16 protein-coding genes are annotated in these 18348 nt (G+C 47.1%); 1 reads left to right on the top strand and 15 read right to left on the bottom strand.

Annotated elements, in window-relative coordinates; genetic code table 11:
* Positions 1-124 precede the first annotated feature (124 nt).
* The 9 genes from ACE5KN_RS22875 to ACE5KN_RS22835 form a co-directional block, all read right to left on the bottom strand.
* On the bottom strand, positions 125-1330 hold the full coding sequence (locus ACE5KN_RS22875) for an MFS transporter (RefSeq protein ID WP_375527244.1): 1206 nt from the start codon (positions 1328-1330) through the stop codon (positions 125-127).
* A 71-nt stretch (positions 1331-1401) separates the two neighbouring features.
* Positions 1402-2016 carry a TetR/AcrR family transcriptional regulator gene (locus ACE5KN_RS22870; protein WP_375527245.1) on the bottom strand — a complete coding sequence of 205 codons (615 nt, stop codon included), beginning with the start codon at positions 2014-2016 and terminating at the stop codon, positions 1402-1404.
* Between the two features lie 185 nt (positions 2017-2201).
* A complete protein-coding gene (locus ACE5KN_RS22865) occupies positions 2202-4445 on the bottom strand; it encodes a glycoside hydrolase family 95 protein (RefSeq protein WP_375527246.1) in 2244 nt (747 codons plus the stop codon).
* Positions 4446-4801: 356 nt separating this feature from the next.
* Complete coding sequence (locus ACE5KN_RS22860) at positions 4802-5209, bottom strand: hypothetical protein (protein WP_375527247.1); 408 nt, start codon at positions 5207-5209, stop codon at positions 4802-4804.
* A gap of 265 nt (positions 5210-5474) precedes the next feature.
* Positions 5475-6110, bottom strand: a complete 636-nt coding sequence (locus tag ACE5KN_RS22855) for a YczE/YyaS/YitT family protein (protein ID WP_375527248.1) — start codon at positions 6108-6110, stop codon at positions 5475-5477.
* 11 nt (positions 6111-6121) lie between these two features.
* Positions 6122-7561, bottom strand: a complete 1440-nt coding sequence (locus tag ACE5KN_RS22850; RefSeq protein ID WP_375527249.1) for a glycoside hydrolase family 1 protein — start codon at positions 7559-7561, stop codon at positions 6122-6124.
* A 19-nt stretch (positions 7562-7580) separates the two neighbouring features.
* Positions 7581-7928, bottom strand: coding sequence for a PTS lactose/cellobiose transporter subunit IIA (locus tag ACE5KN_RS22845; protein WP_375527250.1), 348 nt, complete (start codon positions 7926-7928; stop codon positions 7581-7583).
* A gap of 37 nt (positions 7929-7965) precedes the next feature.
* Positions 7966-9150: a PTS sugar transporter subunit IIC gene (locus ACE5KN_RS22840; protein WP_375527251.1), complete on the bottom strand. Its 1185-nt coding sequence runs from the start codon at positions 9148-9150 to the stop codon at positions 7966-7968.
* 59 nt (positions 9151-9209) lie between these two features.
* On the bottom strand, positions 9210-9539 hold the full coding sequence (locus tag ACE5KN_RS22835; protein WP_375527252.1) for a PTS sugar transporter subunit IIB: 330 nt from the start codon (positions 9537-9539) through the stop codon (positions 9210-9212).
* Positions 9540-9715: 176 nt separating this feature from the next.
* On the opposite strand from ACE5KN_RS22835, the gene ACE5KN_RS22830 reads away from it, so the two are divergent.
* On the top strand, positions 9716-11623 hold the full coding sequence (locus ACE5KN_RS22830) for a BglG family transcription antiterminator (RefSeq protein WP_375527253.1): 1908 nt from the start codon (positions 9716-9718) through the stop codon (positions 11621-11623).
* Between the two features lie 126 nt (positions 11624-11749).
* On the opposite strand, the gene ACE5KN_RS22825 is transcribed toward ACE5KN_RS22830, so the two are convergent.
* From ACE5KN_RS22825 to rpoN, 6 genes are all read right to left on the bottom strand, one after another.
* Positions 11750-12508 (bottom strand): SDR family NAD(P)-dependent oxidoreductase, encoded by a 759-nt coding sequence (locus tag ACE5KN_RS22825; RefSeq protein WP_375527254.1) that lies wholly within the window; start codon positions 12506-12508, stop codon positions 11750-11752.
* Positions 12509-12548: 40 nt separating this feature from the next.
* A complete protein-coding gene (locus ACE5KN_RS22820; RefSeq protein ID WP_375527285.1) occupies positions 12549-13514 on the bottom strand; it encodes a transketolase family protein in 966 nt (321 codons plus the stop codon).
* On the bottom strand, positions 13514-14347 hold the full coding sequence (locus tag ACE5KN_RS22815; RefSeq protein ID WP_375527286.1) for a transketolase: 834 nt from the start codon (positions 14345-14347) through the stop codon (positions 13514-13516). The genes ACE5KN_RS22820 and ACE5KN_RS22815 overlap by 1 nt, the downstream gene beginning before the upstream one ends.
* Before the next feature lie 159 nt (positions 14348-14506).
* A complete protein-coding gene (locus ACE5KN_RS22810) occupies positions 14507-15838 on the bottom strand; it encodes an MFS transporter (protein ID WP_375527255.1) in 1332 nt (443 codons plus the stop codon).
* 225 nt (positions 15839-16063) lie between these two features.
* Positions 16064-16774, bottom strand: coding sequence for a FadR/GntR family transcriptional regulator (locus tag ACE5KN_RS22805; RefSeq protein WP_375527256.1), 711 nt, complete (start codon positions 16772-16774; stop codon positions 16064-16066).
* A gap of 261 nt (positions 16775-17035) precedes the next feature.
* Positions 17036-18343, bottom strand: a complete 1308-nt coding sequence (gene rpoN, locus ACE5KN_RS22800; RefSeq protein WP_375527257.1) for an RNA polymerase factor sigma-54 — start codon at positions 18341-18343, stop codon at positions 17036-17038.
* Between the last annotated feature and the right edge of the window lie 5 nt (positions 18344-18348).

The following is an 18348-nucleotide window of genomic DNA, read 5'->3' as shown; positions in this document are numbered from 1 at the left end:
AATTCGAGCATACATACAAAAAAACGGCGACCGCTTCCTGTGCATAAGGAAACGCTCGCCAGTCTCATCCATTTGGGAAGATAAAGCACTTAGGGAGAAGGGGTATACAATTATTGTATTTTTTTCAGCGGGCACCCTGTTTTCTCTCCGTGAAGTAATAAATCAGTGCCATAACCGGCAGGGCAATCCCGATAATGGAAGCGGCCTTCCAGCCACCCAGGTTATAAGCCCACCCCCCAGCTGCGGAGCCCACTGCCCCGCCCACAAAAAAGATAGCCATAAACAAACCGTTCAACCGGCTGCGAGCCTCGGCTCCCAAGGCGAAAATCGCACGCTGGCTAAGAACCAGGTTAGCCGACACGCCCATGTCCAAGAGAATCGCTGAAAAGACCAATATGGATACGGTAAGCACCGAACGGGTATGAACCATGAAAGGCAGCACCATCGAAATAATGACGGCTGCCAAAGCCAGCCCTGTCGCCGGACGAATCCAGCCCCGATCCGCCAGACGGCCTGCAATGGGAGCAGCAACTGCTCCGGATACTCCGGCTAATGCAAACAATGCCACTTCCGTCTGAGTAAAATGAAATGCGGGACCTGTTAATAACAGCGAAACTGTCGTCCAGAACAAGCTGAAGGTTCCGAAGACACTGGCGTGATAAATGGCCCGGCGCCGCAGGATTGGCGTTGTTTTCAGCAGATGCCACATCGAGCCGATAAGCCCGGAATAGGATTCATTTGTCTCCGGCTTTCTGGTAGGAAGCGCCTTGGCCAGCACCAGAGCCAGCACGAGAATCAGTACAGCGGATAACACGAATACGGAACGCCAGCCCAGCAGGTCAGCCACCATGCTGGATAGCGGACGGGCCAGCATAATACCGAGCAGCAAGCCGCTCATCACATTCCCCACGACACGCCCGCGGGATTCGTCAGGCGCAAGATGGGCCGCATAAGGCACCAAAATCTGCGCTGCCACCGATCCGATCCCGATCATTGCGGCCGCAAGGAGAAACAGTGCGGCGCTTGGAGCCACCGCCAGGATAAGCAGAGACAGTGTAGTGAGCAGCAGAGCTCCTACAACCAGCTTCCTGTTTTCAAGAATATCCCCCAATGGGACGATAAACAGCAGGCCGATGCCGTAGCCGATTTGCGTCAGGGTAACGATCAAGCCCGCCGCTCCCGAAGATAACCCGATGGACGAGCTGATTTCCCCGACCAAAGGCTGGGCATAATATATATTAGCCACAATGATGCCGCACGAGATGGCCAGAAAAAGTATCAGCCACGTCGGAATGGATTTCACAACCGTTTGATTTCCTATTGAACTCATAAAAAAGGCTCCTTTACATTTTGATTTCATTTTACAGGAATGAATGTTCCGGAAAACTTAAAAAAATTTAGCTACAGCATTTCAATTACCGCAGCTATCATGTCTTCAGCCGCTTTCCTGTCACTTGTGGATCTGGCCATGACGTTTATGCCATGGTTCAAGTGAAGCAGCAGGGTTGCAAGCACTTTGATGTCTTTGTCAGGACTGATTTCTCCGCTCTGTTGGCCCTTTTGGAGAAGCTCATAAAATAACCGCTCAAGCTCATTCAGGCTTTCCCGGGTCAATTGGTGAAACTCCTGATGAGGAGAATCGGCAGAGACGATCGTGTTCGTCACGAGACAGCCCTTGGGATAAGCTTCATCATATGCGCCGGCAATATGCATCTCAAAATACTGGCGAACTCCCTCTTTTACAGACGTTGCTTGCCTCAGTAGGGTCCGTTTTTTCTCCCAGACTCTCTTATAATGCTTAAAGGCCTGCACATAAAGCGTTTCTTTGTCTACAAATGTTTCATACATGCTCGATCTGCTGATGCCCATGGCTTTGACCAAATCCGGTATGCTCGTCGCTTCATAGCCTTTTTCCCAGAAAACGAGCATCGCTTTATGGAGCACCTGCTCAAGGTCGAATTCCTTGGTGCGGCCCATGATCATCCCTTCCTTCTCTTTGCTAAGTACAGTATACATTTTCCGAAATGATCAGTCCAGTATTTTTTTTGAAAAAGGGAATGTCGGCAATGGTTCATCTGCGGATGATCGGTTAGCCAAATAACTGAAAAAAAGCCATTCAATATACTTCCGTTTAAAGAACAGCGGGTGGCCTGAATGGCTTCCTTTCTTTTTGCCGCAGTCAGTTCCTCTAGCACTGTTGTCTATCTAGAAAAGAAATAGCTTTTCCCCTTTTCAGCCATCAAATCGATGGGAGCGAGCCCCGGAGCCTCAATCCGGCAGGGTCCCGCAGCTGCACACTCAATGACTGCTTCTGTAACAAGCGCCCCAGACCATTTGAAGCTGACTGTAAAGCCTCCCCTGGCGCGCAGGCCTGTGACTTCACCCTCGCTCCACTGGCCGGGCAGGGCGGGAAGCAAACGGAGCACACCGGTGTGACTCTGCAGCAGCATCTCGGCAATGCCCGCACTGCCTCCGAAATTGCCGTCGATCTGGAAAGGCGGATGATTATCGAACAGGTTGGGCAGGGTGGAGTGATCGAGCAACGCCATCACATTTTCATAAGCTTTCTCCCCATCCTGCAGGCGGGCCCAGAAGTTAATGATCCAGGCCCGGCTCCAGCCGGTATGCCCGCCGCCGCTGGCCAATCTGCGTTCCAGCGTAACCCGGGCGGCGGCCGTCAACTCCGGGGAAGGCCTGGTCGTAAAGGCATCGCCGGGGTAGAGAGCAAATAAATGCGAAATATGGCGATGGCCCGGCTCAGCCTCCTCATAATCCTCCATCCACTCCTGAATTTGGCCGTGCCTGCCGATTTTCGGCTTGGGCAGACGTTCCAGAGCTGAGGACAGCTCTACGCTGAATTCCTGATCGCTCCCCAGAATTTCCGCGCTTTGGATACAGGCCTTGAACAAGGCCTCAATAATCTGAAAATCCATGGAAGCCCCGGCACAGAGAACTCCTGTCTCACCGTTGGGCAGAATATACCGGTTCTCGGGTGAGACGGATGGACAAGTAATCAGCCGGCCTTCCTGATCCTCAATCAGGTAGTCCAGCAGGAACACCGCAGCTTCCTTCATCGTTTCGTATGCCCGCTTCAGGAACTCCCGGTCCTGGCCATACCGGTAATGCTCCCATAAGTGCAGGCACAGCCAGGCCGCTCCCATGGGCCAGAAGGATGCCGGCAGATAGGTGTCCTGGGGCGCCGTATCTGCCCATATATCCGTATTGTGGTGCGCGGTGAACCCGCGGCAGTCGTACATCACCCTGGCCGTAACCCTTCCCGGCTCTCTCATCCGCTCGATCATGTCAAACAAAGGCTCATGGCATTCGGCCAGGTTACAGAGCTCGGCAGGCCAATAATTCATCTGGGTGTTGATGTTGATTGTAAATTTGCTGTCCCACGGAGGAAGGAAGCTGTCATTCCATATTCCCTGCAAATTGGCGGGCAGCGATCCCGGACGGCTGCATGAAAGCAGCAAATATCTGCCGTAATGAAAATAGAGGGCAACCAGCCCGTGATCCTCTTCCCCTTGGCGGACAAGTTCCAGCCGTGCGTCTGTAGGCAGATGGCTCTTATCCGGCTCCGCCGGCAGCGTCAGACTGACCCGGCCGTACAGATTATAATAATCGGAAACATGCCGTTCCAGCAGTTCGGCGTAAGGCAGACCGGTCAATCCGCTCAAATGCTGTTTGCAATACTGCTCGGGGTCCTCATAACGGAACGTAGTTCCTGCAGCAAGCAGCAGGGTGACCGAATCGGCTCCTTCCACCAGCAGATGCTCACCGATGGTCCGGGAGCTTCCCCCTTCGCAGACCGCCTTCAGTACAGCACAAAAGGCGCTCCCACCCTGCCCGCCGGACTCTCCTTTCATCACAAGTCCGTTCTGCTCCCATTTCTCCGTCTTCTCCAGATATCTCCACTGTTCCCGGTCAAACCGGGCTTTCAATGAAAGTGCCTGCTTCTTGTCCGCTGTAAGACGAATAACAATCGCCTGGTCAGGATAGCTCGCGAAAATTTCCCTCGTATATGTCACTTCCCCGATCCGGTAACGGATTCGGCACAGGCCCTGCTTCAGATCAAGCTCGCGGATGTATTCGGTGCAGGGCTGGTCATGATCGCTGAAGGTCAGGAGCAGATCGCCCAAGGGCAAATAATGCCGCTGGCATTCCGGCAGCCCCGGCAGCGTCAGGGAAGCCAGCTCCTCCGCCTCCCGCAGCCGCCCTTGCTTAATCATTTCACGCAGCTGCGGCAAATGAGGAAGAGCATCACGGTTGTTGCGGTCGCGCGGCCCTCCATACCATACCGTATCTTCGTTCAATTGGAGCTTTTCCGCTGCCGTGCCGCCGAAAATCATCGCTCCCAGCCGCCCGTTTCCTACCGGCAGCGCCTCGTTCCATTCCGCCGCTGGCCGGTCATACCACAATCTGTGCGTCTTTTCCAAATCCATCAAGCTTCTCCTCTCCGGTAAGGACCTCTTTTTACATGCCCAGAAAACATCTTGGCATTGCCGCCAAACAATCAGGAGCATTGCCCTTCGCCTATTTTACGATAGCGCTTTCAAAACACGGGCCAGTATTGCTGGTGAATATTTTTTCTCATATTTAACCTGCATCTTTTGCGTAAATTTCATGGCAAAATCCGTGTATTTGATACCATTATTGTACAACCCAAGATTAGTTAATGTAATAGCTGTGTCCACAATTTTTAGAATATATTTTGAGACTGTTCGAATACGGAGTACAAGTAGAAAGTGCATGAAGCTTTTTTGCATCATGCACTTTTGTAAAAAAATATGTAGTTGTCTTATAGGAAAGCCGGTGGCTTGAATTCCACTACGTGCTCGTCGTTTTTTACGATAAAAATATGATTCTGCTCCAGAATCAGTCTGTAACAATGGACACTGTGAGCCGTTTGCCTCACCGTATAGCTCCAGGTTCCGCTAACCTTCTGCAGAATTCTCCACAGGATCTCATCCACCAGCTCAGCCTTCAATATGGGATTATTCCGGTTGACCTGGCACCGGATCAGCAAATTCAAATTATTCCGGTTTAGAACCTGAGACTGAAGCACCCCGTACCGCTCGGACAGAATGGCTTTCAGGTTCTCGTCCATCTCACCGTTGCTTCCTTCGGACAGCCGAAATTGCTCCTCTAAAAGCTGCTGGTGAAATTCCATATCCAGTTGGCCAATTTCCTTCTTCTGAACCGACACGTGATAAATTCCTTTCTCTTGGCATCAGGTAAATAAGCAGACTAAAAACAGACTAAAAATAGTGCTTATAAAATAGACGTTCAAAACGTTGAAATTGTTCCACTATTTTTCGAATTCGCACTTAGGAAATATTGGAAACTACCAATCCAACAAGAGAAAAACGCTATCCTTTCCTATGTTCCGGAAAGAATAGCGTTCTTTAAATTTTGGGGTATTAAAGGCATGCCAATTTCAATGTGATCGGCAGCTTTCACACCACTCCCCTCTATCTCAGTGAATTCTCATATTTCTTTTGCAGAGGGAAAAACAGGGTCTTTTCAAGCAGCAGCGTTCCCGGCCCGGTTAAAGCAAATGCTATAACTGTTCCTATACCTACAATTCCCCCGAAAAAGAATCCGGTACTTAAAAAGATGGCATCCACACCTATTCTGCCGATATCATACCTTAATCCGAATTTCGACTCCGTATATCGCAAAATAGCGTCGATCGCATACATTCCATTGCCAAATTTCATCAATAATACATAAGTGATGGAGTAACAAAAGTTAGCCAGAATGACGATGGCGATTTTTATGAATAGGGATGAATCCGACAGCTCCATATTGGCAATGAACGGATGAATCCAATTAATGAATGGTCCTACAAAGAAAGAATAAATAATAGAAGAAAAACCTATCGATTTACGATTTAACAAAAGACCCGCGGCAAGAAAAACAAGATTTACGAAAAAGCTGGTCAGGCCTATACTCATTCCGGTACTTTGATGCAATCCATCCAATAGAACCGTTAACGTATCGGACCCGATATTACACTCGATAAATAAGTTGACTCCTACCGCGGTAAAACCCATGGCAACGACTAATATCAATAATCGTCCGCCAAATTTCAGATAAACAGGCATTTACGAAACCTCTAGTCCAAGTCTTCTCCATTGGAAGCGATCACTTTTTGCATCCAGGAAAAACTGTCTTTTTTGAGACGCTTTTTGCTGCCTTTTCCATAATCATCTTGGTCCACGTAAATAAATCCATATCGTTTGCTCATTTCCGAGGAAGAACAACTAATAATATCGATAGGCCCCCAAGCATAATAACCTCTTAAATCCACCCCATCCTTAATAGCTTCTTTCATTTGCTCAATATGGGCCCGGTAATAGTCCACCCGGTAGGAATCATGGATGGAGCCGTCTTCTTCCAGGGTGTCATGGTAACCGATCCCGTTTTCCGTGATATAAATAGGGCACTGATACCGGTCATAGAACAGGTTGAGAAAAGTACGCAGACCGATCGGATCAATCGTCCATCCCCAAGGGTTGGCCGGAAGTTCGGTATTGCGGTAAGGTCCTGTTTTGTTTTTCATGCTTTCCGCATCGTAAATGCGGGTATAGTAGTAAGAGAAGGACATAAAGTCCGCCGTATTTTTCAGTGCTTCTTCATCGCCCTCTGCAAATTCGACCGTGATGTTATTGTCGGCGAAATAACGGAAAGCATAACCCGGATAATATCCGCGAAGCAGAATATCGGAGAAAAAGTACTCCATCTGATTTCTGCGCACGGTGGCAAAGATGTCTTCCGGTCGGCAGGTAGCCGGGTAAGCCGGTCCCCCACACAGCATCATGCCGATTTGCAAATTGGGATCCAGACTTTTGGCATACTTTGTGATCAGGCCGCAGGCAACAAATTCATGATGCAAGCCCTGGTATTTGGCAGAGGCCAAATCATCCACCACATCCTCCGCAATACCCAGGTGGTTAAAGGATTCATGATCGATCAAATTGATTTGATTCACGATAATCCAATATTTCACTTTTTTATGATACCGGTCAAAGACCACTTGGCCGAAGCGGACAAAAAAGTCAATCAATTCTCTGGAGTACCACCCTTTATAAGCCGTCGTTAGATGAATCGGCATTTCATAATGCGACAGGGTGATCATGGGTTCCATGCCGTTCGCTATAATCTCGTCAATCAGGTCATCATAAAATTTCAGGCCTGCTTCGTTCGGCTGTTCTTCGTCACCATTGGGAAAAATTCTTGTCCAGTTGATCGAGGTGCGAAAGGTTTTGAGTCCCAGCTCCCCTAACAATTTCAAGTCTTCTTTATATGTGTGATAGAAATCGATCCCCCAGCGTTTCGGGAAAATGCGGCCTTCACTCTGAATAGCTTCTTTAATATAGTGCGTGGTCAGCTCCAAATTCGACTTTTTATCTAACGGAATGCCATCCAAATATTCATTAATATCCGCTACACTTAAACCTTTTCCGTCCACATCATAAGCACCTTCGATTTGATTGGCAGCGACGGCCCCTCCCCATAAAAAGTCGGATGGGAATCCTGTTGGAATGTTTTTCATTTTTAATTACTCCCCTTCTTTATTTATTGATCTTTTCCAGTTGGGTCAGTCTCTCATTAAAACTCTCGAAAATTTCAATCAAACGCTTGGCAAGATTAATCTCACTATAGACCGTCATGAGCGTGTCTTGTGCATGGGCAAATAAAACGGAGTACTCTCCTTGTTCCCCTTCTGTTTCTTTTTGGATACAATTCGTTTGCACACGATGAGCGATGACAATTTCCGAATTTGCTAATTTCATCTTTTCCTTCGCCGCAGCAAAGTCGCTTTTTTCAATATCCTTTAATGCATCTGTACAATATTTTCTTGCTTCCCCTGCGTGCAAAATGATTTGCATCGCATCCTGAGCTACTTGTTCCGAGGTCATAATAAAGTCTCCTTTATAAGGGTTGTTCAAAAATAGATTAATTGGTTTGCGGCGTTTCTTTTTCAAGCTCTTGCTTTTCGTACGTTTTGAAAAATGGATACCAGATCAATGTGGCTGCCGCGACAACGATCAACATCAGGATAATGCCTGTAATGGTTCCCGTTGTAATCCACGTGGCAATTGGAAAAGGAACATACCACATATCGAAAACCACTTTCGGTATGGGGGCAAAAGGAATGACTTTAGTTCCGATCCAAACGATCAACGGCAAGATTAAACCATTGATCCACATCGGCAGCATCATAATGGGATTCCATACGATGGAACCAAACACCAAAGGCTCGTTGATATTAAAGACGGAAGGTACAATACTTGCCCGCCCCAGCGCTTTGAGCTTGGTGCTCTTGGAAAGCAAATGCATAATGGCCAGCGGCATGGTACAGGCCACACCGCCTACCCACAGATATGCCGAATAAATCGTTTCGGCCGTTACGATATTGTGCGCCCCCGCGGTAGCGTTGGCCATAATGGCCGCCAGAAAAATCGGCTTGGTGACAGGGGTCAAAATCCAGCTGGAAATCCCCATGGAATACAAGAAACAGCTGATAAACAAAATTAACATAAATCCCCAAGGGGTCTCTACTACATTCGCCAACGGCATGAAAATATTTAGAATAATGTTGTATATATCAATATGAACGAGATCGACCAACACCCAAGCCAGAACCAAGGTCACGCCAATGGGAAGCATGGAATCAAACCACGATCTGACAAAATCCGGTATGACGGAATCTTCTTTGAAGAAAGAGAATTTTCCGAACAGACTCATGATATAACCGGTAAAAAGAGCGGCTATGATGGCAACAAACATGCCACCCGTTCCCAAAGAGGTATGCATAAAACCAACCGTACCGTCTTTAACGACTTGTGGTGTAACGATGATCAAGAAAGTAATCATACTTGTACATCCGGCAATAAAGCGCTGTTTTCTTAACTTCTTTTTTTCCATCAAGTTAAATGGAATCAGGAAAGAAACCAGCAGTGAAAGCATGCCCATCGTCCATCCAAAAGGAACCCAAAAATCAGGATAATTTTTGATATGGTACACATCTCCGGGTATAGTTAGAAGGCAAAATACCGAACCTAAGAGAATAAAAGGCAGCAATTGCATGACAGAATCCTTAAGCGCAACTACCCATACATTGTTATTAACTTTATTCATCCTAGGAGAGAAGTCGTTTTTCAGCCATTCTATTAATGTGTTCATTGTTCTTATCCCCTTTAAATTTTCAATTCACTCATTAAATCATCTAAAGCGGCATCCCCATCTAAAGTGGAATAATAAGAAGACTTCATTAAGATTACTTTGACATTCTGGTTATCTTTGGTAAGGTCGTTGATATCATCCATGATATAAGCCAAGTGGGGACCCACCAACAAAGCATCGATATCATCGATATAATTTTCGATTTCCGCTTCCCCTCTCGCTTTAATATCCATGTTCAAATTTCTATTTTTAGCGGCTTTTCTAATATTGGCAGCCATAAAACCGGAACTTGCACCAGACCCGCAAACTAACAACACCTTTAACATTTCGCTTGAATTTCCCATGGTAATCCTCCTTGTCTTTGCTGTGCATTGGTATAAATTTTTCTTTTCATCTTGTTGTGACAGCGCTATCATTTGTTACAACCCAACTATATTACAAACCTAAAAATGGGCCAAATAAAAAACTGCACCCCCATGGTGCAACATTTTGTGGAATAGCTTAAAAGGAGGAATCATGAATGAAAGCGCATTATATTGATTTAATTCAATTTTTAATGTCTTATAACAATGAATGGATTCCATCGCAGAGTTTGGCGGATAAATTCAACGTATCCAAACGTACCATCAAATCTTACATCAGTGAGATTAATAATATTCACCAAGGGTTAATCATATCGTCAAATAAAGGTTATAAAGTCAATACCGATAAAGTAAATTCATTTCTGTCAAAAGAACAAAAAGCGATCCCGCAAACCCAATCCGAGCGAATTGCCTATATTCTGAAAAAACTGGTACAGACCCATCAACCGATTCATATCTATGATTTAAGCGACGATCTTTTTATCAGCGAGTCAACACTTAGACTGGATTTAAAGCTGATTAAAGAAAAGCTTGCCAAAAATAATTTGGAATTGCATTTGATCAAGGATCATGTAGGCTTACAAGGAAAAGAAAAAGATAAGCGCAAATTAATGAGCAGCATTTTGTACGAAGAGGCTAATGGGAGCTTTATTGACATTGATAAAATAAAAGGGTTTTATAAGGAATTAAATATCGATTACATTCGGGAAGTCGTTGCGGAAACCTTTTCTGCCCATCACTTTTTTACGAATGATTATTATTTAACGAATGTGATTATTCACATCACCATTGCACTGGACAGAATGAAGCATGATTTTCAATTTTTAAATAAGAACGTTAACTACAGTACGGACAACAATGCGTATGTAATTGCTGAAGAAATCGCCTTAAAATTAGAGTCCTATTTTCATGTACAATATCCGGAGGAAGAAATCGCGGATTTGGCGATCTTAATTTCGTGTAATGGGACGAATGTGAACTTTACCCAGATTGAAGTAAGCGACCTGGAAAGCATCGCCGGCAAAGATTGTATTGATTTGGTAAGTGAAATAGCCATTGACCTGGATAAATATTACTACATCAGTATTGCCGATTCTGACTTTATTACACGTTTTACGCTGCATGTCAAAAATCTTTTAATGCGGTTAAAAAACAATCATTCAACGAAAAATCCTTTAACCAGTACGATCAAAAGAGAATGCCCGCTCATTTATGATTGCGCTGTTCATGCTTCACATGTCATTAAAGAAAAAACCGGTTATATCATTAGCGATGACGAAATTGCTTATCTGGCTTTTCACCTGGGATATGCCATTGAATTGCAGCGGCAATCGAATGTAAAAATCTCATGCACGGTGCTGTTCCCGCTTTACTACAATATGAATGTGCAAATCATCAATAAATTACAGCAGTATTTTGGCGATGATATTTCCATTCATTCCATTGTGACCGATGAGAGCGATTTGAATCATGTAAACAGTGATTTCATTATTTCTTCTGCCCAACTGCATAAGATTCCGGAAGTGCCCTATGTCGTGATTACTCCCTTTTTTATCGAAAGTGACAGGGAAAAAGTATCAGACAAAATATTTGAATTAAAAGAGCAAAAAAAGAAAAATCAATTCAAGGCCAATTTAACATCTTTTTTGGATAAAAGACATTTTTACAACTCTACGAAATGGTCTAATAAAGAAGACGTTTTACGTTTTATCTGTGAAATTATGGTTCAAGATGGTTATACGGACGATGATTTCTTGGACAAAATTATGGAACGGGAAGCCATGTCGTCTACTGCGTTCGGGCACGTTGCCATCCCTCATGCGATAAAAATGGAATCCCGCAAAACAGGCATGTTCATTTATTTGAATCCGGAAGGGATTAAATGGGATCATTCCATCGTGAAAATTGTATTACTACTCACCATAAGCAGCGAGGATCGGAAAATATTCCGCGACGTATTCGACGCATTGGCCACCATATTAACGGATGACAAAAATGTGAATCTGTTATCTTCTACGCATAACTTCGATGATTTTATCAATCAATTAATCTCTTGCTGGGAATAAGTCCTGGCCTCAGATAACGCCCATACTGGGCACACAATCAATAAAAGGCAGTGCCGGGAGGATGCCGGAACTGCCTGTTAAACATTCATGTCCTTTCAGAATATGAAGAACATCGTGCATGATGGCTTAATCCATATGTGAACCGCCGTTAATGTCGATTTCTTCCCCGGTAATATACGAGGCTTCCTCGGACGCCAGAAAAGCGATGGCTGATGCGATTTCCTCCGTTTCACCCGGCCGGCCCATGGGAATTCCCGCAATAACTCCGTCCGCCGTGCTTTTGTCCAGCGATTTCCAGATATCCGTATTCACCAGACCAGGAGCAACGCAGTTTACCGTGATTCCATCCTGTGCCACCTCGCGCGCAAGATTTTTGGAGAAGCCCAGAACTGCAGCCTTGGATGCGGAATAATGGGCTCCGCCGAATACCCCTCCGCCCCGCTTGGCGGAGACGGAAGAGAGGTTCACAATCCGGCCGTACCGCTGCTTTTTCATCGGCTCCAGCACGGCTTGCGTGCACAAAAATAGTCCGAACATGTTCACGTTAAAGATCCGGGTCATATCTTCAAGGGTCATTTCCTCAACGGTTGCCTTTTGTGATATTCCCGCATTATTAATAAGAATGTCTATTCTTCCGTAGGCCTGCAGCACCTGCTCGACCATGGACCGGGCAGACTCCTCGCTGGTTACATTCAGCTCAACCCCGATCGCCTCTCCCCCTGCAGCCTTAATGGCATCCACCGTCTCCTGAATTCCGTCCCGGTTGATGTCCGCAATGCAGAGCTTCGCTCCTTGCTTGGCCAGCGTTAAGGCAATAGTGCGCCCGATCCCTCTTTTCGATCCGCTTCCGGTTACAATCGCTACCCGATTTGTCAATTCAAACATCTATGGACACTCCCTCTTGTTCATTTGTATTATTAATCAATCATTCAGCTTTCGTGTTCAGCAAGTTGCGGGCTGTGTGTACAATGTTCTCAACCGTGATTCCGTTAAGCTCAAGCAGCTTTTCGTAAGGAGCCGATTCCCCGAATCGATCCTGTACTCCAATCCTGCGCAGAATCGCTCCGCCTTCCTCGGCCACAACCTCGCTGACCGCGCTGCCCAGCCCATTCAAAATATTGTGATCCTCGACCGTAATGATAAATCCGGTATCCAGGCATTCGACAACTGCTTCACGGTCCAGCGGCTTAAGTGTGTGCATATCAAGCAGTTTTACGGATACCCCTTCCCGTTCCAGCTCCTCGGCGGCCTTCAACGCCAGATGCACGGTATCTCCATTCGCAATGATCGCGATATCCTTCCCTTCCTTCAGCCTTTTGGCCTTCCCGATTTCAAATTGCTCTTCCTCGTCATAGATGACAGGAACAGCGTCACGGGTAAAGCGGAGGTAGACCGGTCCGTAATGCTTAGCGGCCTGGGCCACCAGCTTGCGGGTGGAGTAGTAATCCGCTCCCATAATCACTGTCATGTTAGGGATCGTGCGCAGCACGCCCATATCCTCAATGGCTTGGTGGCTTCCCCCGTCATTCGCCGGAGTCAGCCCGCCATGGGAGCAGGCGATTTTCACGTTCAGATTGGGATAACAGACCTCCTGCCGAATCTGCTCGGCCATGCGCAGCGATCCGAATACCGCATAGGTGCTGATAAAAGGAATTTTGCCCGTTGTTGCCAGACCGGCAGAAAGCCCTGCGGCATTCTGCTCGGCAATTCCCACGTTAATGTGCTGCTCCGGGAGCTGATTGGCAAACTCTGTGGTTTTGCACGACTTGCCGATATCCACGTCGACTACATAGATGCTCTTGTTCTTTCTCCCAAGCTCCAGAATTTCATGTCCAAAGGCTTCCCGGGTTGCAATTTTCTTGGCAACTGCAGTTTTCTCCTGTGCATTCATCATTTCAAACCTCCCGCGATTTCTTCCAATGCCTGCAAATATTCAGCTTCCTTCGGGGCAGCTCCATGCCATCCGCACACATTTTCCATGAAAGACACGCCTCTTCCCTTAACGGTATTGCACACGATGCATTTAGGCTTGCCGTTCTTCACTTCCCGAATCTCGTCCAGTGTATCCACAATCTGCTGCATGTCATGACCATCAATTCTTCTTGTTTCAAAACCAAAGGCTTTAAACTTGAGCTCCAGATCGAGGTTGGGCATAATTTCGTCACATGTACCGTCAATTTGCAGATTATTATCGTCAATAAATACGATCAGATTATCGAGCTGATATTTATTGGCGGTCTGCGCCGCTTCCCAGATTTGTCCTTCCTGGCACTCACCGTCACCCAGCATCGCGAAGACCCGATAATCCTTTCCATCCCGCTTGCCGGCTATCGCCATGCCCACTGCGCAGGAAAGTCCCTGGCCGAGAGAGCCTGTAGAAATGTCAATGCCGGGACACTTTTTCATATCCGGATGCCCCTGAAAGGGAGAGCCGTACTTTCGCAGGGTATGGATGCTTTCCTGGGGAACAAAGCCACGATGCAGCAGCGCAGCGTACTGGATCGGACAGACATGCCCTTTGGATAACACGAAGCGGTCACGATCCTCCCATTTTGGATTGGATGGATCAATGTTCATTTCTTTAAAATAAAGGGCGGTTACGATATCTGCTGCGGATAGCGAACCTCCGGGATGTCCCGATTTCGCCTCGTAAATCATCGTAAGGGCGGTCTGCCTTAACTCCACCGCCTTTTGCTTGAGCTCCTCAACACTGATGTTTACCATGTGGATCACCTCAATTTTGGTTTTATAATCCGTCAAATTTGTAAACTTGTTAACTTGTATCCTAAGTGTACTGAAATAAAAACGAGTATATCTCTGTTTAAAGTCGTTATACCCGCTTCAATTTTTATTCAGAATCATCTCGTTTGTATCCGCTTTGCCTTAACCGGTCTGTTCCAAGGTGGAAGATGCCTTTACAGTTTTGTTTTTCCCCGACTGCTTCACCAGCAGAACGACAATACAAGCGCTTACAATCATGCTGACTCCCAAAATGATCATGCCCAGATTGTGCGACCCTGTTAAATCATTAACAAAGCCTACAAAATACGGCCCGAAAAAACCGCCAAGATTGCCTATGCTGTTAATCAATGCGATTCCTCCGCCCGCGGCTGCTCCCGTCAGGAAAGAAGGCGGTATTGCCCAGAATGGAGAGTAAGCCCCGAAAGCCCCGCAAAGGCTAATGGTTAACATAACAAATGCTCCCACGGTACTGGATTCCGCTAAATAAACGCTGATGATCATGGCAATGGCGCTCACAGTTAAGCAGCAGGCCACATGATATCTTCTCTCATTCGTTTTGTCGGAGCTTTTGCCAACCAGATACATGACGACCATGGCGCACAGATACATGAGTCCCAGCAGCCAGCCAATATTTTGCAATGACAGGCCGGTCTTTTCGGTCAAGCCTCTTGAAATCGTCGGCAGAAACATATTAATTCCGTAATAGCCAAACATCCAGAAGAAATATCCGAGGGCCAGAATCAGCACATCCCGATCCCGCAGGACCTCCATGAACGTGAGCTTCTTTACCTTCTGCTTTTCCAAAGCTTCTTTATTGGTAACATCCAGCAGCCAGTTTCTCTCGTCCTGTGTTAGCCATTTGGCATCCTCAATCCGGTCTGTCAGGTAGAAATAACATACGATCCCCAAAATGACCGCTGGAATCGCTTCCAAAATAAATAGCCACTGCCATCCGGCAAGCCCGTGCCAATCAAGCTGCAGAAAAAAAGTCGAAAGAGGGGAACCTGCCGCATTAGCCGCCGGAATGGCGATCATAAAACCTGCAATGGCTTTGGCATGATGCTTTGTCTGGAAGAATCCGCTCAAATAATGCACCATACATGGATAAAAGCTTGCTTCTGCAACACCGAGCAAAAATCGGACAATATAAAATTGGAGCGGCGTCTGGATAAACGCCATAATAATCGCAATCACGCCCCAGGAGACCATTATTCTGCTGATCCATCTTCTTGCACCAATCCTCGTCATCATGGCACTGCCCGGTACCTCCAGCAGGAAATAACCGATAAAGAAAATGCCAGCTCCAAACCCGTAAACAGCCTCCGAAAAACCAAGGTCTTCATTCATGCGCAGTGCGGCAAAGCCAATGTTCACACGGTCGAGGATGGAAATGGTAAAGCACAAAAATAAAAAGGGAATCAATCGCAGAGTGACTTTACGAACGGTAGATTTCTCTAATTGCTGAAAATCCAAATGACATCCCCCCAAAAGATGATACAAATTCTTGCTGCAGATAATAAAACGCTTACAATACCCCCTTTAAAAAAATTGGTGTACTTGATAACTTGTATACTAAGTTAACTTGTGTTCGAGTATAATGTCTTATTTTTTAGTTGTCAATATGTTAATTATCGAAAAGAAAGCATAACTAAAAGTCCCCCTGTGCTCATATGGCTACAGAGGGAGTCTCGTTATCATTTAATCTTTCCAATATCGATCATATAAATTTTGCATGTGGGTGGTCATAAGCCTGGCCGCTGCTTCATCCTGGTGATTTTCAATGGCATGAATAATCTGCTCATGCTCGCTGAAATTGGTATCCCGGTAATCCGGACGAGTTACAGTCCGGTCACGGATAAACTTCCACATTTCCTGCTGCTTCATGGCTTGAGTGATGACTGTCATGAATTGAATGAACAGGTCATTATGGGATGCCCTGGCGATCTCCATGTGCAATCTCTCATCCGTTTCCGGCACATAGCTCCCCTTCTCCGTCTCTTGTTCCATCCGCTTAATTGTTGTGCGAAGCGCCTCGATGTCCTCATCTGTTGCTCTCTCAGCAGCATATCTGGCAATGAGCGGTTCAATATTCATTCTTGCCTCAACAATATCCTCCGGGGAGATGGAATCAAGAAAGGTTTCGCCTGGCTGCGATTCGGCAGGGACCTGGGTACTCTTGACATAAACTCCTTCTCCCTGACGGGAGTAGATGTAACCTTTCATTTCGAGAGCGCTCAGGGCCTGTCTGATCGGGGCCCGGCTTACCCCAAATTGTGCGCACAGTTCCCGCTCGGTGGGCAATTTATCACCAATCGCAAACGCTCCCGTTTGAATCTGGGAGAGAATTTGGTCATAGATCTGTATGTACAGCTTGTTGCTTGACACACGATTAAATTGTATCGGAATCACTTCCTTATCTTATATGTATATATCAATTAATTTCTATAGCTTCCTTCAACCTTGACATAATCATTATATATACAACAAATTTGTAAGACAACATAATATGTAATAGGATGCTTAACATCAATACTCCTTTCATGTTTCCTTGGATAAAAAAAGAGGTTAGCCAGTTTCTAGCTGACTAACCTCTTAGTATGCGCAAACTTCAATGGAAATCGGACGGGATTTCCCCAGTTGAGCCGGCATGCAAAACGGCAATCCGGCTTTTTACGTAACGCACCGCCGAAGCTTGGAAGATAATATGCGCAGCTCCTCCCTGTACTTCATCACGGTTCTGCGTGAAATACGGATACCCTCCTGTACAAGCAGATCGGTGATTTGCTGGTCCGACAGGGGACGGGCCGTATCTTCCGCTTCAATCAGCTGCCGGATGCGCACCTTAATGCTCTCGGATGACGTCTCCTCTCCCGAGCAGGTAGACAACCCACTCGTGAAAAAAGCTTTCAATTCAAACACCCCATGCGGTGTCTGCACATATTTGCCGCTCACGGCCCGGCTGACCGTAGATTCGTCGAGACCAAGCCGACCGGCAATCTTTTTCAGATTCATGGGCTTCAGCTCCGACCGCCCCTTCTCCAGGAACGAGCGCTGCTCATGCGCTATGGCTTCGATAACCCGCAGCAATGTCGCTTTTCGCTGCGCAACAGACCTTACGAGCCACTGGGCCTCCCGCAAATGTTCGCGCGCATAACGTCTGGCCGACGGGTGCTCATGCAGACCTGTCAGCCCGGCATGAACACGGTTGATCGTAATCTTCGGCTGACTCTTCTCATCCAGGGCAACCTTGCAATCATCCTGCTCCCACCGGATAGCTGCGTCCGGCGTAACATATTTTGGGGAGTGGTGGTCGTACATCATCCCCGGGCGCGGATGCAGTGTCCGAATATAGGCAAGGGCCTGTTTAACTCGTTCGGCGGGAATATCCAGGGCGTCAGCAATCCGCTGCAGCCTTCCGCCCGCCAGCTCGTCAAGGAAGCGGGACACCATCTCGGAAGCCAAACTATCCGCAGCCGGGTCCCGGGCCATCTGCAGCAGCAGGCATTCCTGCAGCGAACGCGCGCCTATGCCGGCCGGCTCCAAAGCCTGCAGCAGCCGCAGCGCCGCTTCCACTTCCAGCATGGGCACGCCCAGTTGATGACCCGCTTCCTCCAGCGTGACCGTCAAATATCCGGCCGCGTTCAAATTGCCGGCCAAATAAGCGGCGAGCTGGTAGCGGCGTCCCTGTACGCCAGCAATACGCAGCTGGCTGAGCAGGACGGCTTCAAGTGTATCGCGGTCCGCACTGATCCTCTCGGCCCCGCCGGCTTCACCGGTACGGGGACCGACCGGGCGTGCGCCTTTCATCGGCTCAAAGCCAAAATCCACGTCCAGAAACGGATTCTCAAGCGCCCGTTCTTGAATAAACTGCGACAGCTCCATCGCGGACATTTGCAGCATGTTCACGGTTTGAATCAACCGTGGTGTCATGCTCAGCTTCATCGATTGCCCCTGCATGAAATTAGGCTGTGACAGCATCCTAA

The organism is Paenibacillus terreus (assembly GCF_042138595.1).
In the GTDB taxonomy this organism is placed as follows: domain Bacteria; phylum Bacillota; class Bacilli; order Paenibacillales; family Paenibacillaceae; genus Paenibacillus; species Paenibacillus terreus.
This window is presented reverse-complemented; position numbering and strand designations above follow the sequence as displayed.